The organism is Colwellia sp. MB3u-45 (assembly GCF_014077005.1).
Lineage (GTDB): Bacteria > Pseudomonadota > Gammaproteobacteria > Enterobacterales > Alteromonadaceae > Cognaticolwellia.
This window is the reverse complement of the sequence record NZ_JACGVC010000046.1, coordinates 1-23,636: the sequence shown is the minus strand read 5'-3', so window position 1 is coordinate 23,636 and position 23,636 is coordinate 1. Positions and strand designations below refer to the sequence as shown.

General features: G+C 39.6%; 18 protein-coding genes. 6 read left to right on the top strand and 12 right to left on the bottom strand.

Annotation, left to right across the window (positions count from 1 at the left end):
* Nucleotides 1-78: 78 nt before the first annotated feature.
* Nucleotides 79-1,371, top strand: a complete 1,293-nt coding sequence (gene waaA, locus H4J41_RS08905; protein WP_182135776.1) for a lipid IV(A) 3-deoxy-D-manno-octulosonic acid transferase — start codon at nucleotides 79-81, stop codon at nucleotides 1,369-1,371.
* Between the two features lie 72 nt (nucleotides 1,372-1,443).
* Here waaA and H4J41_RS08900 read toward each other — a convergent pair whose 3' ends face one another.
* From H4J41_RS08900 to H4J41_RS08890, 3 genes are all read right to left on the bottom strand, one after another.
* Nucleotides 1,444-2,049 (bottom strand): PepSY domain-containing protein, encoded by a 606-nt coding sequence (locus H4J41_RS08900; protein ID WP_310649788.1) that lies wholly within the window; start codon nucleotides 2,047-2,049, stop codon nucleotides 1,444-1,446.
* Between the two features lie 93 nt (nucleotides 2,050-2,142).
* Nucleotides 2,143-2,586, bottom strand: coding sequence for an NUDIX domain-containing protein (locus H4J41_RS08895; RefSeq protein WP_182135774.1), 444 nt, complete (start codon nucleotides 2,584-2,586; stop codon nucleotides 2,143-2,145).
* A 20-nt stretch (nucleotides 2,587-2,606) separates the two neighbouring features.
* Entirely contained in the window at nucleotides 2,607-3,695 is a 1,089-nt protein-coding gene (locus H4J41_RS08890) for a glycosyltransferase family 9 protein (RefSeq protein ID WP_182135773.1), read from the bottom strand.
* Nucleotides 3,696-3,743: 48 nt separating this feature from the next.
* Here H4J41_RS08890 and H4J41_RS08885 point away from each other — a divergent pair, with 48 nt between their 5' ends.
* A complete protein-coding gene (locus H4J41_RS08885; protein ID WP_220460821.1) occupies nucleotides 3,744-4,499 on the top strand; it encodes a 3-deoxy-D-manno-octulosonic acid kinase in 756 nt (251 codons plus the stop codon).
* Nucleotides 4,500-4,637: 138 nt separating this feature from the next.
* On the opposite strand, the gene H4J41_RS08880 is transcribed toward H4J41_RS08885, so the two are convergent.
* A complete protein-coding gene (locus H4J41_RS08880) occupies nucleotides 4,638-5,294 on the bottom strand; it encodes a TetR/AcrR family transcriptional regulator (protein WP_182135772.1) in 657 nt (218 codons plus the stop codon).
* A gap of 172 nt (nucleotides 5,295-5,466) precedes the next feature.
* On the opposite strand from H4J41_RS08880, the gene H4J41_RS08875 reads away from it, so the two are divergent.
* Nucleotides 5,467-5,847, top strand: coding sequence for a nuclear transport factor 2 family protein (locus H4J41_RS08875; RefSeq protein ID WP_182135771.1), 381 nt, complete (start codon nucleotides 5,467-5,469; stop codon nucleotides 5,845-5,847).
* Nucleotides 5,848-5,934: 87 nt separating this feature from the next.
* Nucleotides 5,935-6,429, top strand: coding sequence for a pantetheine-phosphate adenylyltransferase (coaD, locus tag H4J41_RS08870; RefSeq protein ID WP_182135770.1), 495 nt, complete (start codon nucleotides 5,935-5,937; stop codon nucleotides 6,427-6,429).
* A gap of 402 nt (nucleotides 6,430-6,831) precedes the next feature.
* On the opposite strand, the gene H4J41_RS08865 is transcribed toward coaD, so the two are convergent.
* Nucleotides 6,832-7,038 (bottom strand): cold-shock protein, encoded by a 207-nt coding sequence (locus tag H4J41_RS08865; RefSeq protein ID WP_081150364.1) that lies wholly within the window; start codon nucleotides 7,036-7,038, stop codon nucleotides 6,832-6,834.
* A 107-nt stretch (nucleotides 7,039-7,145) separates the two neighbouring features.
* Complete coding sequence (locus tag H4J41_RS08860) at nucleotides 7,146-7,469, bottom strand: hypothetical protein (RefSeq protein WP_182135769.1); 324 nt, start codon at nucleotides 7,467-7,469, stop codon at nucleotides 7,146-7,148.
* Between the two features lie 666 nt (nucleotides 7,470-8,135).
* Between H4J41_RS08860 and H4J41_RS08855 the strand changes: the two genes are divergently transcribed.
* Nucleotides 8,136-8,681, top strand: coding sequence for a class I SAM-dependent methyltransferase (locus tag H4J41_RS08855; protein WP_259364424.1), 546 nt, complete (start codon nucleotides 8,136-8,138; stop codon nucleotides 8,679-8,681).
* An 82-nt stretch (nucleotides 8,682-8,763) separates the two neighbouring features.
* On the opposite strand, the gene mutM is transcribed toward H4J41_RS08855, so the two are convergent.
* The 6 genes from mutM to H4J41_RS08825 form a co-directional block, all read right to left on the bottom strand.
* The gene (gene mutM / locus H4J41_RS08850; RefSeq protein ID WP_182135768.1) at nucleotides 8,764-9,693 is read right to left on the bottom strand and encodes a bifunctional DNA-formamidopyrimidine glycosylase/DNA-(apurinic or apyrimidinic site) lyase; all 930 of its coding nucleotides are present in this window, start codon (nucleotides 9,691-9,693) and stop codon (nucleotides 8,764-8,766) included.
* 455 nt (nucleotides 9,694-10,148) lie between these two features.
* A complete protein-coding gene (locus H4J41_RS08845) occupies nucleotides 10,149-14,804 on the bottom strand; it encodes a DUF6701 domain-containing protein (protein ID WP_220460822.1) in 4,656 nt (1,551 codons plus the stop codon).
* Between the two features lie 703 nt (nucleotides 14,805-15,507).
* Nucleotides 15,508-16,173 carry a TVP38/TMEM64 family protein gene (locus H4J41_RS08840; RefSeq protein WP_182135767.1) on the bottom strand — a complete coding sequence of 222 codons (666 nt, stop codon included), beginning with the start codon at nucleotides 16,171-16,173 and terminating at the stop codon, nucleotides 15,508-15,510.
* 377 nt (nucleotides 16,174-16,550) lie between these two features.
* The gene (locus H4J41_RS08835; protein ID WP_182135766.1) at nucleotides 16,551-18,677 is read right to left on the bottom strand and encodes a hypothetical protein; all 2,127 of its coding nucleotides are present in this window, start codon (nucleotides 18,675-18,677) and stop codon (nucleotides 16,551-16,553) included.
* A 45-nt stretch (nucleotides 18,678-18,722) separates the two neighbouring features.
* Entirely contained in the window at nucleotides 18,723-19,376 is a 654-nt protein-coding gene (locus H4J41_RS08830; RefSeq protein WP_182135765.1) for a single-stranded DNA-binding protein, read from the bottom strand.
* A gap of 134 nt (nucleotides 19,377-19,510) precedes the next feature.
* Entirely contained in the window at nucleotides 19,511-19,852 is a 342-nt protein-coding gene (locus H4J41_RS08825) for a DUF3802 family protein (RefSeq protein WP_182135764.1), read from the bottom strand.
* A gap of 489 nt (nucleotides 19,853-20,341) precedes the next feature.
* Between H4J41_RS08825 and H4J41_RS08820 the strand changes: the two genes are divergently transcribed.
* On the top strand, nucleotides 20,342-23,296 hold the full coding sequence (locus tag H4J41_RS08820) for a TonB-dependent receptor (RefSeq protein ID WP_182135763.1): 2,955 nt from the start codon (nucleotides 20,342-20,344) through the stop codon (nucleotides 23,294-23,296).
* The last annotated feature ends 340 nt before the right edge of the window (nucleotides 23,297-23,636 follow it).

Genomic DNA, 23,636 nt, shown 5'->3' with positions numbered 1-23,636 from the left:
ACTTGAGATTAAAGTGAAAGTTCAGCAGTCGCTAGGTATACTGTGCAACATTGATTTTTAGATTTTTGAGCTAGTTAAGTGCGTTTTACTCTCGCTTTAGTTTTATACCGATTATTATTTCTTATCTTAACACCACCACTTTTGTTGGTATTATTGTTGCGCTCGCTAAGTCATCAAGCTTATCGACAACGCTTACCTGAACGTTTGGGTATGCTGGCAAAAAAATTTCAGCCCAACGGCATTATTGTTCATGCTGCCAGTGTGGGTGAGGTTATCGCCTTACAACCTTTTATCTCCCAACTGCTGAGCAACTACCCTCAAGTGCCCATCACAGTCACTACTTTTACCCCCACAGGCTCAGCACAAGTGCAAAAATTATTTGCTGATAAAGTGCAACATTGTTATTTGCCGCTAGACAATATTTTTTCTACCACTTTATTTTTAAAACGCTTAAAGCCCAAAGCGATGATTTTTATGGAAACTGAATTATGGCCAAATTTAATCACTCAGTGCGCAAATCATGATATCAAACTGATGTTAGTCAACGGCCGATTATCCGACAAATCGATGCGCAGCTATAAAAAAATTGCTTGGTTGATCACCCCAACTATTCGCTGTTTTGACAAAATATTAACTCAAAGCCAAGTCAACCAAGATAACTATTTGGCCATGGGGGCAAGCACGGCAAGGTGCGCGTTATCAGGTAACTTAAAATTTGATATTTCGTTAAATCATGATGTAGCGACTAAACAACAAGCGTTAAGCACTTTATTGGTAGACCAGCGCAAAATTTGGTTAATAGCCAGCACACATCCTGGTGACGAAATACTGGCGTTAAAGGCCTTTGAGCAAGTAAAGCAGCAAGACTGTAACGCCTTACTGATTATTGTGCCGCGACACCCTGAGCGCTTTGAACAAGTCGTTAAACTCGCAGCAGACGCCGGTAATCAAGTGCTCAGACGCAGCGAAAAACAGCCGGTAACACTCAATACTCATGTGTGGGTTATTGATACCTTAGGTGAACTACTCGCCGTATGCGCACTAGCTAACGTAGTGACCATGGGGGGCAGCTTTAGTGATATAGGTGGTCATAACCCATTAGAGCCGGCATTATTTCAAAAGCCAGTCATTGTTGGCCCAAATATGAGTAACTTTAAAGAGATTTTAGCGCAACTAATTTCAGCTCAGGGCATAGTGCAAATTAATGAAAATAAAGCGATGGCGCAAGCGTTAGCACAAGAAGTTGTGCGCTTGCTGGTTGACGAAACTAGCGCACAAACACTGGGCCGAAATAGCTATAAAGTTGTGCAGGCAAACCAAGGCGCAACGGCGCAGTCTTTAAGTGCACTGCAAACCTTACTAACATCATAAATGCTTGGGTTAATCTTAATCTCAGTAGCTTCAGCGTTAAGGCTAAGGCTAAGGCTAAGGCTAAGATTTAGGTTAAGAGCGTGGCTTAATATAAAGCCTAACCCCTAAAACAGTGAGCGAAATCAACAAGAGTAGGCCAAATATACCTAACACTTGATTGATGCCCTTGAACGGTGTCCACTGCAAATAATGTACTTGGTACAGTAAGTTAATTAATTCGGTGTCTTGCCCCGTTTGGCTTAATGTCAAGCTATGCCAATCAAGCGTTACCTTCACGCCTGTACTCGTTTGTGCTGATAAACCATCAACATGTACAATGTCGCCATAACGCGATTTATTGTCGCTAAAGGCATCATTTAACAGGGCTTTAAATTGTAAGTTTGTTGGCGCTGGTTTATCGAGTAGTGATACTGGGTCCAAATGCTCAACTTTATGGCTAGATTTCACCAACAGATGAGCCCCTAAAATAGTGTTAACTAACCTTACTTCCTGCCAGTTTTTCTTTGGAGTAACGTTCAACCCTTGACTCAAAGGGTGATGTTTTACTGACAATTGTTCATAAGCGCCCTGATAGCCGGGTTTAATAAAAAATACTAATCCGGTCAGTGTCCAACCCAACATAGGTAACACTAAAGTCAGGCCAATGATCTTGTGTAGCTTTCTACTTTTCATCTCTATATTCTTGTTTTTATTGGTGCTTGGTTATTAGTTTTTGGTTATTAGTTATAGGTTTAGCATGGTGACTAACAGGCTAGCTGGACTGATTAATCATTATGCTTTAGTCCGCGCTTGTGCTACTTCCTGTAATAACACAGGTATTGAAAAATCTGCTTGTTTATCTAAAGCTAACGGAATCAACCACTGTAAATTTGGAATAATATTGCTTGGCAATTCAGTGAGTTTAATAATATGTACTGGCTCTTGCTCAATGGTTTTAGCACTAAAAGCCAGATCAGAATGTGCAAAATAAACATCGACATCATAGCAATGGGGCCGGTATATTTTTGCATAACAGGTCCAATCGGCTTTGTGGGTTTGAACGCCAGTTTCCTCAATAAATTCTCTGACCATGGCATCAACTGATAACTCATTAGTTTCAATTTTTCCGCCAACACCATTAAATAAACCACACTGCCATGGCGGATTTTTTTTCTGGATTAACACCAGATGACTCGCGTCTTGAGAGAACAAAAAGCCGGTAACATATTTTTTCATAGCTAGACCTAAATGCTGGCTTAGAGCAACTCTGGATAGTTATCATGAATAAGGCGATCAATGGTTTTCTTTACTTGAGTAATGCTGATTTGCATCATTAAATCTTTACCTTTAGCACGGGTACCCCAAGGTATTTCTTCAACACTTTGTTTATATTGTAACTTTATTGCTGCAGCATAAGCACTGACAACATACTGTGGATATAAGTAAGGACCTGTGCGTTTGGGATTACTGTGAGCATATAAACCTACCACCGGTGTTTCAACCGTCACCGCCATATGAGCTGGGCCAGTATCGGGTGCCACCACAAGGTGAGCAATTTTTAATACCGCTAACAACTGTTTTAGGCTAGTTTCACCAACCAAATTCTGTATTTCATTTTCACCCTGGCTAAAGTTACTGCGACTAATGATCGCCTCGGCAAGTAATTTTTCCATTGTGGTTGGGCCGCCACATATCACCACTTTAAAACCACAAAGGCTTAAATGCTCGGCTATTTGCGAGTAGCCTTCAGTATGCCAATTACGTTCGGCTTTACTGGCGGCAGGGCATATCACGGCAATGGGTTTGCCGGCAGTATTCGCGGCACTGAGCTTTTCACTCGCCCATAACTGAATGTCATCTGTTAACGGCATTTGCCATAAGGGGGCCGTAACTTCCAAACCTAGGGCTTTGGCAAAGCCCATAAAACCGTCTAGCACATGAGGCTGATTTTGCGGCGCTATTTTTTTATTGGTGAATAGCCATTGGCCTTCTTTTGCGCGTTGGCGATCAAAGCCAATTTTGACCTTGGCTGAAATACATAGGCTGGCAATACTAGCGCGCAGTGCAACTTGCATATGCAGCAAAACATCAAATTTATGGCCTTTAAGGGTTTGCCTTAAGTCGCGATAGCCTTTTAGGCCGGCACGTTTATCAAAAATAACAAACTCAACGCCAACCATATCTTGTAATAAGCTCGCTTCAATCTTGCCTATGACCCAAGTGATTTGGGTTTCTGGCCATTGTCGCTGAATATTTTGTACCATAGCCACCGCATGACATACGTCACCAATGGCAGATAATCGCAATAAACATAAATTTTTCGGAGCAGATAATTGACCCAGCATAAAGGATTCACCACAATAGGAGCAGAAATATAATATAGGCCTATTATCTTGAACCAGCCCGCAATTGTAAAACCTTGTCTTGAAAAAATTTTTCAGCAAGGCCATGTTTATTGTCGATACGACAGTGATGAAGTTAGCACTTTTATACCTGAAATGCTTAATAGTGATTATTGGCAAGCAAAAAATAGTGTCGTGGGCAGTGCTCAAGGTCGTGGCACTACTTGGTTTATTGCCACTGAAAACACTATGGGTACGGTGCAAAACTGGGTGCTGCGTCATTACTATCGTGGCGGTTTAATTGGCAAAGTCATTAAGGATCAATATTTATATACCGGCATGGCAAATACGCGTGCGGCTCGCGAGTTTTCCTTGCTCAAATCCATGCGGGCATTAGGCTTACCCGCGCCAAAACCTATTGCTTTTCGGGTGATTAAAAATGGCTTGTTTTATCGCGCTGATTTATTGTCATCACGGATTGAAAATGCCAGTGATTTGGTCGGCTTGCTCAGTAAGCATGCAATCAATGACTTGCTTTGGCAACAAATAGGCAAGGTAATAAAGGCTTTTCATCAGCAAGGTATTTATCATCATGACTTAAATGCTCATAACATTTTAGTTGATGACAAAGATCAGGTTTGGTTAATCGATTTTGACCAAGGTGAACAGCGCAAACAGCAGACTAAATGGCCAGCAGAAAATATGGCTAGATTACTGAGATCGTTTCGCAAAGAAAATAACAAGATAACGAATTTTCAATGGTGCGAAAAAAATTGGCAAGCGTTATTAAATGGCTACCAGTCTTAAAAGTTAAGCTATGGCGATAGCCGAGGTGTGCTGGTAGTTTGAGTTATTACTAACTGAAAGTACTTTGAGTAAGTACTTTCAATGTCATTCAGAGCTTATGCATTACTGATACAGTAGTTAAGTAAGCTCTAGCAGTAGTTAAGCGACCTTTAAGCTATCTTGGCAACGTTGACGGTACATAGCACGAGCTTCTAAAAATTCATCCTTAGCTTCATCGCTAATGTAAGGCTGAATTATGACTAATATTTTCAATACCCCTTGATAGAATACCGCGTCGTTCATTTCATTATCATTATTTTGTGTTTGATAAAAACTGAGCCAAAAAGTGTTCACTAAACGTAAAATACTGACAATGTCAGGCAGGTCTTCATCTAAAAAATCCATCATGTTTGCGTTACGCAGCGACAGTAACAATTCACTTACGCGTTGTGCAATAAAGCCTTGTACTTCAACATATTTATCGTGCAATAAAGGATTTTTTGCTAGTAGTACCGGTAAATTACTATAAAAGAAACGAAACTTCATCATCGCCAGAAACACCACATCCATATACAAAATAATGGCATCAAGTGGTTTTACATCAGGGTTCACTTCCGGCATGGTTTCTATTAAAAGGTTGCGCGCATACTCTTCATAGATAGAAAGTATAATGTCTTCTTTATTGCGAAAGTGGTAATACAGATTACCAGGGCTAATACCAAGATCAGCGGCAATGTGATTGGTGGTAACATTACGCTCACCTTGTTCATTAAATAAGACAATGCTGGCTTGAATTATTTTATCCCGAGTTTTCATGGACACTACTTCTTGTATTGGTTGTTAGATATTTTTCCATCATACTATCAAAATCAGCGATAATTAAAGCATTTCGAGTAAATACTTTAAGTAAGCTTAATATTGATACCTGTTAGATTTGGTTGCATCTTAGTTTACAGTGAACAAAAACCAAACAAAAGGAATAATAAAAATGCTTAATCATTGGCACACTTTGATAAAAAATAAAGCAATTGATCAGGTTTCTACTTTGCTTGCTGACGACGTCACCCTATTTTCACCTGTTATCCATACACCTATCCAAGGAAAAAAAATGGTCAGCATGTACTTAACGGCGGCCTTTCATACATTTCTAAATGGTACATTCAATTACGATAGAGAGTTTTTAGGCGCTAATTCAGCGGTATTAGAGTTTTCGTTAAACATACAGGGTATCGACATCAATGGTATTGATATGATCACATGGAATGAGCAAGGAAAAATCACTGAATTCAAAGTAATGATCCGCCCTTACAAAGCGTTAAATATGATTAATGATCAAATGACGGCCATGTTAGCTAAGCTGAAACAATAGGGCGGTGTTTAAATTATTTGATTGCTTTGAAATTAGTGGCTTCAACAATTACAATAGATTTTTACTCATTTGAAAATAGCTAAAATTATGTCAGTTAAAGCGATTTATCCAGGTACCTTTGATCCTGTCACCAACGGTCACACCGATTTAATAGAAAGAGCAAGCCACTTATTCAGTGAGGTTGTTGTTGGTATTGCCGCTAGCCCGAGTAAACAGCCACATTTTGATTTAGCCGAACGGGTTGCTTTACTTGAAGCCGTCACCAAACATTTACCGAACGTTACCATCGCCGGCTTTAGTGGTTTATTGATAAATTTTGCTAAAGAGCATCAAGCAAAGGTGTTAATTCGTGGTTTACGTGCGGTTTCTGATTTTGATTACGAATTTCAGTTAGCCAATATGAATCGACGTTTAGCCCCAGATTTAGAGTCGGTATTTTTAACACCGGCCGAAAAAAATTCTTTTATATCTTCAACGTTAGTTAAGGAAGTGGCGTTGCACAATGGTGATGTCAGCGAGTTTGTTCATCCGATTGTAAAACAAGCACTTGATAGCAGTATGCGAAAAAACATAAAACAATAAGCACAATAAGCACAATATTGCGCTCTGTCGTTTATTGTCATCTAGGCAAATGAACAACAGTCGCTTATTTGCCACTTTTGAGCTTAATATACTGAGTAATAGCTTAAAGTCACAAGTAGCAGATAAAAAGGCATTATGCTTATCTTGTCAGTAACGGGCGAAGGTAACAGGGGAAGTACAAGGAAAAGTGGAAATGAAAGGGTAATAGAAGCCAGGTTTTCTCTTAATAAATATAAACAAGCGAGTACGTATTACGCACTCGCTTATTTAACCTTACGCTGGATAAGTGTTTCATAGTACTTAAAAATTAAATATATGAATTAACTTTATGCCTAATAACGACGTTATATCGAGATCAGGCCATTGGCTTATCCTTAGCTCAGGTTACTTATGTGCTAGCGCTTAAACAGCAACTACTTTATTAGCACATGGACCTTTTTGACCTTGGCCAACTTCAAACTCAACAGCTTGGCCGTCGGCCAATGTTGCGTATTCACCACCAGATTGGATCTCTGAATGATGAACAAATAAATCTTTGCTGCCATCTTCTGGAGTAATAAAGCCGAAACCTTTATCTGCATTAAACCACTTAACTATACCTTTGCTCATATTATTCTCTTTGTCTTCGGTGAAAAATATAATTCTGACTTGCTATCACCATTACAAATCAGAACTTAAAATTATTTGCGCTATTTTAGCAAAAAACAGTTTACGTTTTAACGTAACTTACCATTTTTATTTTTAGTGTTAGCGACCTTTCGCGCTATAGCAAGTAACTCAGATGAAATATCATCGCTACCCGCTTTTATCAACTTGCTGACATCACCCGAAGAAAATAGCGAACCACGCTCAGACTTTACGCCTAACGAACGCACAAAATCTTTTGTTTTTCCGGTACTAGCTGTCGCAATATATTGAAAAATAATTTGTTCATTAAAGCTCTGAGGCTCTGCCTGCAGGGTAGCAATTTCATCGTTAATTGCTTTAACTTCTAACGTTAAGTTTTCAATTAATTCGGCAATATTTTCATAAGATTTCATTAAGTTATTTAACCTGATATTTGAATAAGAGTTCTGTAAACAACTAAAAACCTGCCATATGCATTGATTTATAATCCCAATAATGAAACTTTAGCGCTTTTCAGGCATTTTATAAAGTAATAGGCTCTAATACTCATAAAACAACACCGATAGGCATTAAAAGTGCCTTAATAGGCAATTCATTTATCGACAGCTCAAGTGCTTTATCTCTTACCGGATTATCTGAATTTATTCATGGCGTTCACTTTACAAGCGATAAAATACTGTCGTTAACAGTATAAGTGCCAAAATCAGTATAACCATACTGTGCAAAACACTATTGTACAGTGAATGAAAGTCAGTAAATAGCTTTTGAATGCCAATACTTTATGAAACAGTTCATTTTTTGTAAAGTATTGCTGGCCACACCAGCTTTTATCATGAGTGAATTCAATCACGTTGGTATTAATTTTCTTTTAAATCCAAACGATTAGCTTGGCTTATTGGCTCAAGATTAAAGTAAATCTGCTCTGAGCAGCTTTACTCGTGTTTATTTACTTGGCAAGGTTATTTAACATTATCGCCATGATTACCCAAGTAAAAACAGCAAAAGGCATTGCATAAGCAAAAAATCATGGTTAACGTATGACTAAAAATAGTGCTACCTGCCCGTCGTGGAATTAACCCTTGATAATATTTGATGTTTTACTGTTAATCGCTATGGCGTTTATTGCCATGTCGTTGATATACAGCACCATAAAGTTAGGTATATCCCCGATGCCAAGCTCAAAGAAGGCCTATAAAGCCATGCTAGCATTAGCGGATGAAACGGGTACTGGTCCTATTGTTGATTTTGGCAGTGGTTGGGGCAACTTTGTGATACCTATGGCCAAGCGTAATCCCCAAAGGCAAGTTATTGGCTATGAATTGTCTTTACTGCCGTGGCTTAGCTCAACATTACTTAAAAAAATAGGGCGTTTAAATAATCTCACCTTGTATCGGCAAAATTTTTATCAGGTAAACTTACCCGCCGCCGCAGTCATCGTTTGTTATTTATATCCGCAGGCAATGCACAAAATCAAGCATAAACTACTGACCAAACAACCCAAGGTTGACTTTTTGATCAGCAATAATTTTGCCTTGCCATCATGCCAGCCTGAAAAAATAATACGGCTTGATGACTTCTATAAATCACCAGTTTATTTGTATAAAATGGCTAAAATAAAAGGTTAATTTACCGCCTTTAATTTACAGACTTTAGTTTATAGCCTTTAGTTCAAGAATAAACAGGGGAGCCCTGAACTTTTTTAAGCCGTTATTGGTTAGCGCTTTTGCTTTTAAGCGCTTTTTTCTTAACGGCAAGCTGCTTTGTGGTGACTTTTACTTTTGCTTTCAGTTTTTTATTCTGTACATTTTTAGGGGTGTTTTCTGGTAAAACTTGGCATTGTGGACAAAACACTGAGCTGCGATTAGATTGACGAATTTCTTCTAATACACTTTGGCAGCCATCACATTGCTGACCGGCACGGCCATAAACAAAAAGTTTTTGGGCAAAATAACCTGGTTTACCATCTGCCTGTGTAAAGTCTTTTAAAGTAGTGCCACCGAGTGCAATGGCTGCAGCGAGTACCCGCTTAATAATATTGGTTAATTCATTAAACTTCGCTTCACTGATGCTATTCACTAGCGTAGCAGGATGAATGCTGGCGATAAATAGTGCTTCATTGGCATAAATATTACCAACGCCTACCACAACATGATTATCCATTAAGAAGGTTTTAACCGGCACTTTTCGGTTACCGGCTTTGGCAAATAAATGCCCATAAGTAAAGTCATCTGTTAGTGGCTCTGGCCCCAACTTGGTCAATAAGCCTTGCAAGTCATGATGCTCAGGAAACCACAATACAGCACCAAAACGGCGCGGATCATTTAATCTCAACATTTTGTCGTTAGCAAATAATAGCTCAAAATGGTCATGCTTTATCGCCGGGGTGTCGTGCTCAAGAATGCGCACTGATCCCGACATGCCTAAATGTAATAACAAGGTGCCACTAGAAAACCTGAGTAGTAAATATTTAGATCTCCGCTCTATTTTTTCTAAGGTTTGCCCAACAACACTATGCACTTCATCAGGAATAGGCCAGCGTAATTTGGCATTGCGAACCACCACGTGGGCCACTTCCTGCCCTGAAATATGGGGCGTAATACCTAAACGACAAACTTCAACTTCTGGTAACTCTGGCATAATACTCTTATATCTCTGAATTTTAGCTATTTAATAATAAATTGGGAGGGGGAGGAAATTTTAAATACAAGTGATAGTATTCAGGAGCATTAATCCCAGAACATCACACATCAAGTATTGTAGCATGGCTTAAAGCGGGTCTTTTTAATTTAAAAAGGGAATTGCGTTTATTAGCATTACGCCATTGTTAATCACTCTTTGGTAGTTGATTATCATTGTCTAAGCTGAAATTAACATCGCTATTTATCTTTGTTTGGCATTAAGGCTGACAAACCCAATAATAGCCGCTGTAGATGTTTGTTGGCCCATGACATTAATTAGTCTGCTAAACGGTTGACGGACTGAAGTTCGACCTACAAAACAACCCTCTAAGCAGTAGACTTAATAACTAGTACTCTCGTTGATAGAAAACCTTGAAATAGTCCTTAGTGTCATTATTTCAAGGTTACTGACTATTATTGATTAAACACTTCCTTCCAAGAGATGATTCTGTCATTACCTCGAAACTGGCCAAACGAGGCAACCGCTGAAGGGTCATCTTCATATTCACCATTAAGGTTCCAATCATATTTCAACCAATCTAAAGCATCATACGACACACGGATTTGTCCTTGATGTGGAGCACCAGGTGCGGCCAATTTAATTGTCCGTGTTTTACCCGCAATGAAATCCCCCTTTGCTGCCGCCAATTCTGGGTCTGGCAGTACACCGGTGAATGCAGGGTCTAAACTAATATTGCTCAGTGTAATCTTGTTGGTATCATAACTGACGCAATTATTATCTGAGCTGACAATAAAACCATTGTCAGTCAAATGTTCAATTTGCATCGGTTGTGGCAAGTCTGACGTTTCAGGTCCAAAGCTGTTTTGTAACACTAAGCGGCCAAATCGAATTTCAACACCGCTTGGTGAGGCATCAACTGTGCTTGTCACGTTGACGGTATCTGTGTCTATGATAGTCGTAGTAGAAAAGTTAATATCTGAGTTAAATGGCGGCACTTTTGTGTTCGCAGAGCGGTTATAAAAAAAGTTATCACTCTCTGACAATTGGTAGTGTAATACCCCTTTGGGTAATGCAACGGTAGGCTGTGCGGTTAAATCATTTTGACTCAAGATACCCGCAGTCATATTGGCTGTTAAGGGCAGTTTGTTATTATCAACGCCAGTTGTTGTTTGGTCTAATGTGGGCGCAGTAATACTTACATTTGCCGTGCTGAGCTTCATATAGTCATTAGCGCTACCTTGATTGTCTTCATAATAATTTTGGGTAATAGCACCTTGTTTGTTACGGGCGGTAATGGCAAATACCGGATTGATGGCGTATGAAATTGTCCCCATACTATCGTTAGCGGCATTTTTTTGGCCACTATAAGCAAAGGTGGTTGCTGTATCACAAACCGCCATAAAAGCGCCATGTTCTGCTACGGTTTGTGTGAAATGATCAGGAATAAAGCGACCAATATTGATATCAGTAGCATCAATCACAATACCGGCATTGCCATAATTACTGTCTTGAAGGTCTAGATTTAGCAAACCCACTTCTGAATATTGCGCGGCCGTATAAACCGACTGCCCTAAAGAAAAGTTATTGAGCGTCACACTTTCGAATACCGGACTAATACTAGTTGCTAGCGAGCTCGCTGCGGCATAAGTTAAGTCACCGTCGACACTATCATTTAAGGTAGGACCTGTGCGCTCAAGCTTAAGCTGTATTGTTCCGGGTGAATAGTTTGGTGTGATGACGCCAAGGCTATTGAAGGCACTTACGGTTAGCGTAAAACTCTCGCCTGCAGCATGCGTTGGGCTGGCGGTTGCCGTAGCGCCATCTAAGTCGCTTAATCCTGATGTAGCACTGACCACAAGCTCGGCTGGGCTGACCCAGAACGGATTGCTACTGCCAAATAGTGTTACGTCTTTCTTGTCATAATTGGCATGCAGACGAATTTGTCCCGCATCGTGATATAAGGGTGTCGGTATTATTGCAATACTGTCGGCGCCAAAGATTAATTCGGTACGGGTGACGCCTGAGTGTTTTGCAATATCATTACCATCAATACTAAAACTGAGACCACTAGTGCCATTAGGTGCAAGGTTTTCCTGCGATAAATCGACCTTGGTCTTCTTGTTAAATAAACCCGTACAGACACCATTACTGTTTTGCACTGCTTGCAGCTTTAAAGTTTCGCTAAATACTGAACCTGCAGTTTGATTGGGCAAGGTTGTGCTATTGCTGTCACCATAGAGAAATCTGAAACCCGCATCGGTAAATATCATCTCACAACTAGTGCCATTGCTATCGTCACATACAAGAGGGTTGGCCGCTGTAATGGTGGCATTGGCGAGCGAAAAAGTCAGGGTCTCAGCAACGCTATGATTAAAAACTACGTCAGTACTACCGACAAAGCTTGGAGAACTAATAACAGCAGCGTTAGCCAGAAAATCAAGTGTTACTGATTCAGTACTCAAATTGGAACAGTTTTCATTGCTACAGGCTTTAATTAACACAGTCTCCTCGTCACAGGTTAAGCCTTGGCCATCATGAGCAATTTCATAATGGTGAATAGCAGGGATACAAGCATGAGTTTCAGTATAAACAGCTGAAATTTGGTTTTCAGTCAAAGCACCGCTATAGACCTTTACTTCATCGATATCTCCAGTAAATCGATTGTTGATCTCACCTAAATCTGTTTCTCCGCCAATAGTTGTGGGGCCATTATCTTCTCCCCAAGTGCCCGTGTAGGTATCGCTAGTGCTGACTCCTGTAAGGGTTTGTGCAACACCATTAATATAAATCTGCCTAGTTTTGGTCACACTGTTGTGTACGGCCGCAACAAAAGTCCATGTATTTGGCGTAATAGAGGTCGTGGTATCAACACTAACAGGGTTAATAGCGCGAGAATAAAATCTTAGCTGGCCGTTACCTAGATCACCTAAACTAAAACCAAAACCTTGGGTGTCATTTTCATCATCAAGAAATATTCTCGAACCAGGATCAAGATTACTTGGGTTGATCCAAGCTGTTATGGTGAAGCTGCCGGTTAAGTTTTCAAAACTATTAGGTAGCGCTATGTAATCATTGTCACCATCAAAGCTGCCATAACCACAGGTTCCTGGGTTACCCTCAATTGAAGGATTTACTGATTTAGTGAAAGCGCCATTAATCGCTTGTGTATTAAAATTACCGGTTTCATCAATAATTTCTTTGGCATTGCCTGCCCATGTGGGCTCATCGAAACGATATACGGCCAAAGGTGTTGGTGTTGTTGTGGTTAAGCAAGGATGCCGTTCAGCCATAATAGTTTCTACTTGGCCTGTGGTTAAAGCACTTTGGTAGAGGCGTACCTCGTCGATTAGACCGTGAAAATCATAACCAGCATTATATGACCAACCACCTATGCGTAGTTCGCTAGCAACATAAGCTTGACTGTTGTTTGGTGAGCCATAAAGTTGAGTTAGCTCTTGTTCTATACCGTCGATGTGCATGCGGTTACGAGTGACATTACCGTTGGTGAACTCGACAGCGACATGATGCCAGCCATTGGCTAACCCAGCACTGGAAATACCATAGATATCATTATTTCCAGTGTTAAATCCTATTGAGCCAGCGACCATCCAGATATCGTAACGATGCCAACCAATAGGCATGACACTATCTTCGCCATTCCAATTCATCCAGAAGGTTACTGTGGTTTTTATGCCATTAGTGGTGGTATTTAATGGCAAGTCTGTTGCCTGAATAGACCCATCATTTTGACTAGCATAACCACAAGTGCCAGGATTACCTGTGAGGGCTGGCGAAGCGATTTGAGGTGTAGAATTATTGTTAACCTGAGCATTGTAGTTATTACCGGTGTGGTCGAAAATCTCACCGGGACTACCATTCCAAGTAGCTTCCTCGAAGCGGTATTCTAGTAGTGGTGTAGCTTTACAACCAACGGTGCCAATTAAGTTACTGGCACCTAAGGTAACAGCGCCAGTGGTGGTGAAAAAACCACCGCAACTATCACTGACGCCTTCTAGCGTAGTACTTGCACCAGTGAGGATGTAAGAGCCGGCAAAAAAAGACCCGACTAGATTGACACTTGCGCCTGCAGATATGTAGCCTCCTGCATTCCAAGTGATGGTGCTGTTGGGGGTTACATTGACTAATTCAATTACCGTACTGGCACCAAAGGCAACGAAGGAGTCGCTATTGATAAGCCAATGGCCATCTACACCTTCGCCATCCAAGGTAATGGTGATGCCAGCAGTGGTGGTTAGTGCTGTTGTATGATAAACACCTTTTTTCAGTGTTGTACTTACGGTCATCGACGTAGTGAGTTGATTTGCTGCCGGAGCTTGCATAGCGGCTAGATCTGCTTGTACAGCCGCAAGTTCCGGACTCTGATCATCTATCGGCTCTTTGGGGGCATTAGAAAATGTCTCACTACTGTTTTCTGTAATTGTCCCCCCAACAGTTGCATCTGCGGCTAGCGTAACACTAGTTCCGGCTCTAGCATTACCTGCTACTGCTGAATTTACACCAAGCGCTACAGCGCCGCTCCCAGCCTGAGCATTGCCGCCAATGACGACATCGGCACCGAGTGTTAGGGCGGTTCCGGCTGTCGCATCGCCGTTAACTATTGAATTTGCGCCAAAGTCTGTGGATGAGGAAGCTCCGGACCTAACATTGCCCCCGATCACTGCCTTGGTACCGACAAGTATCGCGGCGCCAGCCGTAAGGTCGCCACCAACAATAATATTGCCATCTATGGTCGTGGCGCCAAGTGTTGCTGCGTCTCCGGTGGTAAAGTGGCCCGCAACCGTTGAGTCTGCACCAATCGTACCCGCGTCACGGGCCTCAACAAAGCCACCAATTTTTACAGTGGCGTCAAGTGTGACAGCGGCTCCGGCGATAAGGTGGCCACTGACGGTTGAGCTTGCACCTATCGTGGCAGCGGCCTCTACTTGAATATTACCACCAACGATTGAACTCGCACCCATGGTGATGGCCGCGCTAGAGTAAATCGTCAAGTTATCTAGAGGGGAGGGTAATTGGGGCGGCAGTTCTGCTTGTGCGCTAGACACAACAAAAAGTAGTAGAATAAACAGGTATTGCTTGGTATACGTCATAAAGTTGGTTTCTTATAATTATGAGTTGTATAGATAGTAGTGTGTATAAAAGTGGCGTTGTCACTTTCGTTGCTCATTAAACGTTGGATTTGCCTAGTAGCCTAGCTACCTGTCGCTCCAATTTTGTTATGCTATTGTTGACTTTGAACTTAGCCAGTCGACAAACGGATAACAAACCTTGGTAAAGTTAATACGGGTACTGAGTATCTGTAACACGCTATGCAAGTGTATCTCATCGGATGAATAGCGCTGACAATTGCGTATGCGCTATGAAAATCAATATTGTGTTACTACTACCAAAAAGTATCGACAAATACTTTTCCTTGTTTTTACTGTTTTAGGAATGGCCTTGATAGCCTTGAATTAAAAGGGGAGACGGTAAATTCAACAGTACAATGTCAGTGTATTATGCTCAGTATAATAATGCAATAACCCTAAACAATGTTCCCTGCTGCTGAGCTGAAATCAAAGTCTAAGTAAATTTAAAGTGCCAGTCAGGTAAGCTAAAACAAACTTAGCGGCATACAAATAATGGAAAAGTACTCGGCTTAACTGAGTACAGTTACATTTTTCATTATCAAATCAGCGGTGGAACACTTAATAAAAACGCTCATAAGTTACTAAATATTGAGTCACTTGTGGCAATTTTCAGGCTTTAGCCGAATCTACCCACTCAATCTACCCACTTAATTTACCAAATTAACTAACTCAAAGTTAACTTGTGTCGAGTTTTTCGATACAAGTAGCTACTCAGTACTAGGGCAATGACCAGTAAGACAATGCTGATCATCAGTTGCTGTTGTCCATTGACTTGTAAGCCAGCGCCCATTAATGAAAATATAGTCATTTGCGGCATAAAGCCGAGTGCTGAGCCTAAGACATAAGGCTTTATTGGCGAACCTGCGGTACCTGCCAGAACGTTAGTGAGAAAGTTTGACCCAGCCGGTAAAAGGCGGATAGTCAGGGCTTTTAAAAAAGTGTTTTGACTAAAGAAATGGCTAACTTTCGCTAGTTGCCCAGGGTAATAATCTTGCACTCTTTTAGCAAATAATTTGCGCGCTAGTATCAGGGTTATCAAGCAGCCCAAAACGGCCGCTAGTGTTGCTAAGACCATGCCATAGCCAGCACTGAATAAATAGCCGGCACTCAACGCCGCAACTTGGCGAGGCAAGCCAAGCGCCATTGCGGGGGTAAAAAGCAAGGTAAATATTAAGCCACCGAATAAGGTGGATGGAATGAAAGTATGCAAATAACTTTGCATACTCATGCCATAGTCACCGAGTAATAGCATCGCTAAGGTAAGCGCCAAAAGTAATGATATTATGCTGGCGAACAGGCTTAACCTTAATGCTGACTTTGTTTTAAACAATTGATTGCCTTGCCTTAGTTAAATATTAAACCCATGGTAGTAAAAGTTTGCCCTTAAGATCAGCGGCGGCAACTTTGTGTTTTATTTTTACCAATAAGTAGCGGTTATTGCTCGATATCAACACGAAAGCTAGCGCCATGATAAACATTAGTCACGCGACTGATGATAATACTGCCGTAGTCGTAGGCACTCATTTTCAAAAAGTATGAATACTAACAGGAAAAATTGTTGCGACAAGGTTGGCATAAAGCAAGCCAATACGAAAAATTGGCCGCATTTTGCGCTGCTTTCTTAGTAAATACAAGCGCTGTTAACGAGTTAACCTATGGTTGAAATCACTGGTATTGTATTAAGTATTCGGTATTCGGTATTCGGTATTAGTTGTTGGTTAAATTTTTTAAAATTTTTGTTTTGGCGATAGTAAACTCACGCTCATTTAAATAGCCTTGTTTTTTCATCATCACTAGTTTGTCTAAAGCAAACACTAGCTTAGTGTCAATATTGCTTGCCTCTGCTTCGCTATTTTGCGCGTTTGTATTCATTATAAGGTTATCTTCAGCTGAGCTATCGAGCGAAATATCCAGACTGTGCTTTGCTGGTGTTGAATCATCTTCTAATATTTCGGCGCGTAACTTTTGTGCAGAAGTTGACTGTGTCGCCACACTATTAGCGGGCTTTTTACGGGGAACCTTAACTTTAATAGTTCGTGTAGGGGTTTTATCTGGGTTGATATGTTGAGCAAATAGCCATTGCCAGTCGATAACAGTGTCGATAACTTTATTATATTTAAGTTTGGTATGACGCGTATCATCAACCCGAAAATACAGGCAAATTAGATAACGGTTTTGCTGATCATCGGTTAAGCATAATTGAATGCTTCTCTGTTTTTCATTAACCATTTTAAATCTATGCTCTTTCGCAAAAGCAGTCAGTACTTGATCTTCCAGATCATTTGAGAAGGTGGGTGTTGAATTAGCACTGATGGTTGAAATAACCTCATCGTTCAATAATACTTCACTGCGAGTTATTGTTGATAGGTTAAGGCTTAGTTCAGCCGTTTTGGCGTGGCGTTTATACAGAGATAGTGATTTTTTTGTCTTATCAAGCTCAAATTTGGCCCATTGTTCATGCAAAGCACTTTGTTTTTTAAAGGTGTTTTTTTTAGAATACCAAAAATAGCCAGCGACAATAAAGCTTAATAAAAACATCAAAGCAAACGCACTCTTGTTATTCGAAGTGCTTAATGCATTATCCGTGATAGCTGTTTTACTGCTGACGATTTCAGGCACTTTAATGGTGTATAAGCGCTGTTGGTTATGTTCAAGCAACAATAGCTCGCCATTGTGGCTTTGATGTAAACTAAATTTAGCTGGTTCGTTTGCATTTGGTTTGATGAGTTTATGGTTGATATCTTGACTTTTATCGTCGCTACTCAAAATTGAAGGTAATACTATGGTTTGCAATTGCCAATTGTTTTCTATTTCGCTTAAGTGCAAGGCCTTACCCCGGAAATTTTCTTGTTCTCTTCCATGATAAAGTAAAGTTTTACGTTGAGTACTTACTGCGGGTAAGTGTTTTTTTATCTGTGCTTGTGGGATAGCTTTTCGCCAGTCATCACCAATGTTCGCTGTGATGAGCACATTAGCATCGGGTTGGTTAAATTGTACCAGTAAGCTAGGCGCACTATTTTTTATCCAGTCAAAATGTTCCGTTTTTTGTCCCGCGATAAAAACAATTTCATTGTGAATATCAGCGATGTTTGTAAAAGGGTTATCGGCAGGAATGGTATAGCTATTTAACCCCTGTGTTCCTGGTTTGATACGCAGTATTGCGCCATCGTAAAGCGCTTCATTTTTCAAAGTATCACTGCGCGCAAGGGCAATAAAAAGTAAACCAAAATCATTGTGCCAAGGGGCAAGATAAGGGTTAAAACTTAATTGCTGAATATTTTCTTGCTGCCCAGCAATGGCAATACGCATAATTTCATGTTGTTGAGTCAGTTTAGGCATAGTGTTTCGTACACTCGATATTTGCCAGCGCATGATAACCGCGTCGAAAGGGACGTTAATGTTTGTGTTTTTGGGGCTTAACTTTGACCTGCTCTTTTGGCTGGCTTCGGTATGGGCAGTGTAAAAAGTGTGGTAGCCATCACGGTCACGATAGGAGAAATTTGGATCTAAGGTAATCGCCGTTAGTGCGATAATGCTGGGATTTTCTAAGGCTAATTTTAAATCAAAAAAAGCGGATTGAGCTATTTCGTTATTATTTAATTGATAAATTTTCCCCGCTTTAGTGGCTATAAAATATTGATTTTTATCCCCTATAACAGGTAATACACTAAGCCATTGGTCATTTTTTAATGCCACTTTACTCAAGTTAGCGATCGCCGATAATTCCAAATCATTGGCGATTGGCGCTATGGCGTGTACCACTTGACTGAAAACGGCGACCAAGGTGCAAATAAAATACCGCTTAAAATGTTTAAACCCGTTATTTTTGTCCATAAAGTATTGAATTCCATATAAATTACTAATAAGCAGTCCATGCGTTTAGTGCTTAGCAAGTAAAATCGCTTGCTGTGCATCGATAAATTGATTTTTGTCCTTATTATTCAGATAGCTTAATTTTCCGTCAACTATTATTTGATCATTTCTTTTGCCATGTTCAGCAAGATAAAGTGCCTGTTTACCCCAAACATATACTGGGCGTTGTATTGTCACTACATGGCTTTGTTGAGTAACAGTGGAAAATATATGTTGTTTCGATTCCACAATGATTTCGGTTAAGGTTTTATTGTGCTCTGTGGTCAGGACTTTAATATCAGAAATAATATTGCCACTGCAATGAATTTGATTGATAGATTGTGCGTAACCTTTAGGGAAAGTTTGTGCATAACTCGCGTGGATAATTTCACGGTTATTTTTTTTACTATTAATTAAGTAGCCTTGCACTAATATAATGTCACCTTTATCAGCGTGAATAAGCGCACGTTCAACAATTTCACCGATAACTTTCACCGTATGATAGCTAGTCCATTCTTTAAATTTATTACTGGTTTTATCAAACCAACGACTGTGCGTCGCCAAGGTAAATTCAGCAAAAGCAATAACCGGATTGGCTTGATAACGAATCTCAGGTTTATTTACCAAGTTACCCAAGAGGGTTACGCTACATAAATGGTTTTGGGGTAATTCAGCTAACATAGGTCTACTTGTGATTATAGGGTATAAGTGATTAACAGGTTAATAATGCCTGATTACTGAGCCCCATAGCTGAAAAATTGCTACGGTAATATGGCTATTTTTCATAAAGCTCAACCGTACGGTAAAGGTATAAGCTAACTATGAATTTCAGTATCAAATAAATTTTTAATTAACATCGTAAATTCTTTAATAAAGGCTAACTGCTCGTTTGTCACAGAGTTGTTAACTACACCGGACAATATTTCTTGTAAGTCATAAACAATGGCATCGGCTTCTCGAATAATAGTATTTCGTTGATTGAAGGCTAAGCTATCGTTTTGATTACATAAGGTAATAATTTGTTCACTCATTTCTTGTTCTATTACCTCTAACACCGAGCTTTTGGCCTGTACGTTATGGGTGCTATTTTCAAATAAGCTTAAATGAGCGGTTAAATATTCAATTATATGAATATAACCTTCAGTATCGGTAACCATTTTATTATTTATCTAATTTTTATTATATGCCCCTACTTTACTCGTAAATTGAGGTGATGATCAAGCGATCAGTTAAATCTACAGCTAGGTTCTGCGGCTATAACCTGTTTAGTTATCTATCGAAGTGCTTGGGAATATCGTTAAATGTGGCTTGAGAAACTTGTCATATTTTTCGACACAAAATAATACATATAAAGCAGAAGAAAATATTTTGGCATACTTGTCTTTTTGAATGATATTGCAAAGATGTAGTGATTGTTATCGGTATTATAGTAATAATGTGTTTTTACTATACTTTTTATTTATACACTGCATACAATATACAAATAAAAGGGTTGTATCTATCTTCAATTCAAGTGAAGATGTAAAAAATGTTACATCTTTTACATATATTGTAACATATGAAATATTTGCAACAGCATAAGAGCAATACAAAAACAATGTTGCAACAATATAAAAATAATATAAATCTCGGAGAGAAACACAATCATGAGAAATAATTTTTCTAAAACATTTAAACGTTCGGTAACAGCAGTAGCTGTTTCAGTATCGTTAGGTTTAGCAATGCCAGCAATGGCAAATGACGGATTACTTGTAGGTAAATCTTTAAGTAATTCAGGTAATGCAATTTCAGGTGTATCGGTTACTATCGTTAATATCGATACGGGTTTAACCCGTACAATAACAACTGATAGCCAAGGTAACTATAAGTTCCCATTATTACCTTCGGGTAATTATTCATTGGAAGCTAAAAAAAACGGCTTCTTGATGGTAAAGCAGGATAAACTAAAAGTTAGCTCTGTAGGTCGTACAAGCGCAGATTTAACTTTAGAATCTGGTAATGTTGAGCGTATAAGTGTTACAGGAGCTAATATATCAGCTATTGATGTATCATCAAGTGAGTCGCAATTAGTTGTCGATTTAGAATATTTAGCCAAAGTACCAGTAGCTCGTGACGTAACTTCTGTTGCGTTATTAGCACCAGGTACAGTTTCTGGTGATTCAGACTTCGGTAAAAACGCCTCTTTTGGTGGTTCATCAGTTGGTGAAAACACTTATTACATTAACGGTATAAACACCACTAACTTCCGTAACGGTCTTGGTGGTTCAGAATTACCATTTGAAATGTATAAAACTTTTGAAGTTAAAACAGGTGGTTACTCTGCCGAGTTTGGTCGTTCAACTGGTGGTGTTGTCAATGCAACAACTAGAAGTGGTTCAAACGAATTTAAATTTGGTGCAAGTGCATTTTGGGAACCTAGTTCAATGCGCGCAAGCTCACCTGATGTTAAGCGTACCGATGCTGATAACATTGAAGAAGCTGGCAGTGAGTATTATGAAGTTAATAGTGAAGATAAAACGGGCACTACTAATTACAATTTATGGGCAAGTGGTGCATTAATTCAAGACAAACTATTCTTTTTTGGTTTAGTTAACCAAGAAAAACGTGATCGTGATTATGCTACTTTTTCAAACTTTTATGAGCGTGAAGCAAGCGATACGTTATTTGCCGCTAAAATTGATTGGTATATAACAGACGAGCACATTTTAGAATTTACAGGTTGGGACAACGGTTCAGATCTTGACACTAATAAGCGTCAATATAGTCACGATACAAAGACTAAATCAAGAAACCTAGGTGATTTTATCCAAGAGCGTGGTGGAAAAACTTGGGGTCTTAAATATACGGGTATATTGACTGATGACCTGCAAATAAGCGCGCAATATTCAATTAACGAAGCTAGTTATAGTAATCTTAATGCTGGTGAAAACCCATTAGGTGACAAACCTGCAATTTATGAACGTTTTAGTGGTAAAGAATTTGGTGGCTTTGGTTTATTTACTCCATCAATACAAAATGACAAACGTACCGCGTATCGTTTTGATGTCGATTGGTATGTTCATGACGATCACAAGTTAAGATTTGGTATCGATTATGAAGAAATGGAAGCGACTGAAGATACTCAACGTGCTGGCGGTGTAGCATACAGATATCAAGGTTGTGATACAGCTGAATTAGCAAACGACGTACTTGATTGTACTACTGTTCGACAAGAATTCTATGTAAACCAAGGTGACTTTGAAACGAAAAGTGCTGCATTTTACATAGAAGATAATTGGCAAGTTACTGACGATTTAACAGCCCGTATTGGTTTACGTAATGAGTCATTTGAAAACTACAACAAAGCCGGTGATAAGTTTGTTGATGTTGCTAATCAATGGGCACCACGTCTAGGTTTAAGCTGGGATATAAATGGCGATGGCGAAAGTAAAGTCTATGCCAACTATGGCCGTTATTTCTTACCAGTAGCTACTAACACTAACGTGCGTTTAGCCGGTGATGAATTATATACACGTCAAGTGTTCGATGTGGAAAGTATCAATGCAGACTTTACGCCTAATTTTGTGGTTGGAAGTGGTGGTGCTATTTCTACATTTGCCGATGGACAATTAAAAGATACTAAAGAAACAGTTAATGCTAACTTAGATCCAATGTATCAAGATGAATTCATGTTAGGATATGAGCAAGTTATTAATGACTCATGGAGCTTCGGCGTAAAAGCAACTTATCGTGATCTTGGTAGTTCGCTAGAAGATGTTGCTATTGATAAGGGTTTTGATGACTCTTTAGATGGTGCTTGTACATTATGTTCTGGTTTTCATTATTATGTGTTAACTAATCCTGGAGAAGATGTCACTATTACTACTGATCCAGATGGCGACGGTCCTTTAGAGCTTAAAGACTATACCATTACTGCTGACCAGTTAGGCTATCCAGAAGCTAAGCGACAATATGCAGCGGTAGATTTGACGCTAAATAGAGCGTGGGATGATTTATGGTTGTTAAACGTTACTTATACTTGGTCTCACAGTTGGGGTAACAATGAAGGTTTTGTTCGTTCTGATAACGACCAAGATGATTCTGGTTTAACCACTAACTTTGACCAACCAGGCTTAACTGATGGCGCAACAGGTAACTTACCGAATGATCGTCGTCACAATCTTAAAATTAATGGTGCCTATGCGATTACAGAAGATTTATCTGTAGGCGCAAACTTGAACTTCACTACGGGTCGTCCACTTAACTCATTCGGTTTTCACCCTACCGATGCTTTTGCATCACTTTATCAAGCAGAATCATTTGTTAAAGAAGGACAGTTAGTAACTCGTGGCTCTGAAGGTAGGACGTCAAACACTTGGACATTAGATCTTTCTGCGACTTACGATTACTACATTGAAGACAGTAAAATCACTTTCCGTGCTGACATTTTTAATGTGACTAATAACGATAAAGTAACGCAACAAAATGAAACTAATGAACGTTATAGTTCATATGATGGTGCATTTGGTGGATACCGTGGTGAAGCAAATCCAACTTATGGTTTACCGACTAACTTCCAGCAACCTCGTTATGTACGTATAAGCGTATCTGCTGAGTTTTAATTAAGGCTCTGTCAAATCCATGAACTAAAAAACCTCGCTTAGCGAGGTTTTTTTATGTCTAGAGTTTCTAAGTGTAAGCGTTTGTCTCTGGCTTAATCGCAGGTTATTAATAAAAAAAATACCATTACAGCTAGTTAAGGGGGTAATTGTGCTTAATACGGCTGAGCTGAACTGCATGCACGGCTGCTTTTTTCTTACATCTACCTGCTTACTTGTTATACCAATTTGATTAATTAACTTCCCACTTTTATCCAATCTCTAGAGCAAAGATCTATCACCCTAGATGCATCTGAAACAAAAATATTCCAGGCTCGACTACATTCATTAACAATATCTTCAT

Coding starts and splice junctions, on each gene's coding strand:
- H4J41_RS08895 (WP_182135774.1), bottom strand. CDS start 2,586: ATGAAAAAATATGTTACCGGCTTTTTGTTCTCTCAAGACGCGAGTCAT.
- H4J41_RS08890 (WP_182135773.1), bottom strand. CDS start 3,695: ATGCTGGGTCAATTATCTGCTCCGAAAAATTTATGTTTATTGCGATTA.
- H4J41_RS08880 (WP_182135772.1), bottom strand. CDS start 5,294: ATGAAAACTCGGGATAAAATAATTCAAGCCAGCATTGTCTTATTTAAT.
- H4J41_RS08875 (WP_182135771.1), top strand. CDS start 5,467: ATGCTTAATCATTGGCACACTTTGATAAAAAATAAAGCAATTGATCAG.
- coaD (WP_182135770.1), top strand. CDS start 5,935: ATGTCAGTTAAAGCGATTTATCCAGGTACCTTTGATCCTGTCACCAAC.
- H4J41_RS08865 (WP_081150364.1), bottom strand. CDS start 7,038: ATGAGCAAAGGTATAGTTAAGTGGTTTAATGCAGATAAAGGTTTCGGC.
- H4J41_RS08860 (WP_182135769.1), bottom strand. CDS start 7,469: ATGAAATCTTATGAAAATATTGCCGAATTAATTGAAAACTTAACGTTA.
- mutM (WP_182135768.1), bottom strand. CDS start 9,693: ATGCCAGAGTTACCAGAAGTTGAAGTTTGTCGTTTAGGTATTACGCCC.
- H4J41_RS08845 (WP_220460822.1), bottom strand. CDS start 14,804: ATGACGTATACCAAGCAATACCTGTTTATTCTACTACTTTTTGTTGTG.
- H4J41_RS08835 (WP_182135766.1), bottom strand. CDS start 18,677: ATGGACAAAAATAACGGGTTTAAACATTTTAAGCGGTATTTTATTTGC.
- H4J41_RS08830 (WP_182135765.1), bottom strand. CDS start 19,376: ATGTTAGCTGAATTACCCCAAAACCATTTATGTAGCGTAACCCTCTTG.
- H4J41_RS08825 (WP_182135764.1), bottom strand. CDS start 19,852: ATGGTTACCGATACTGAAGGTTATATTCATATAATTGAATATTTAACC.
- H4J41_RS08820 (WP_182135763.1), top strand. CDS start 20,342: ATGAGAAATAATTTTTCTAAAACATTTAAACGTTCGGTAACAGCAGTA.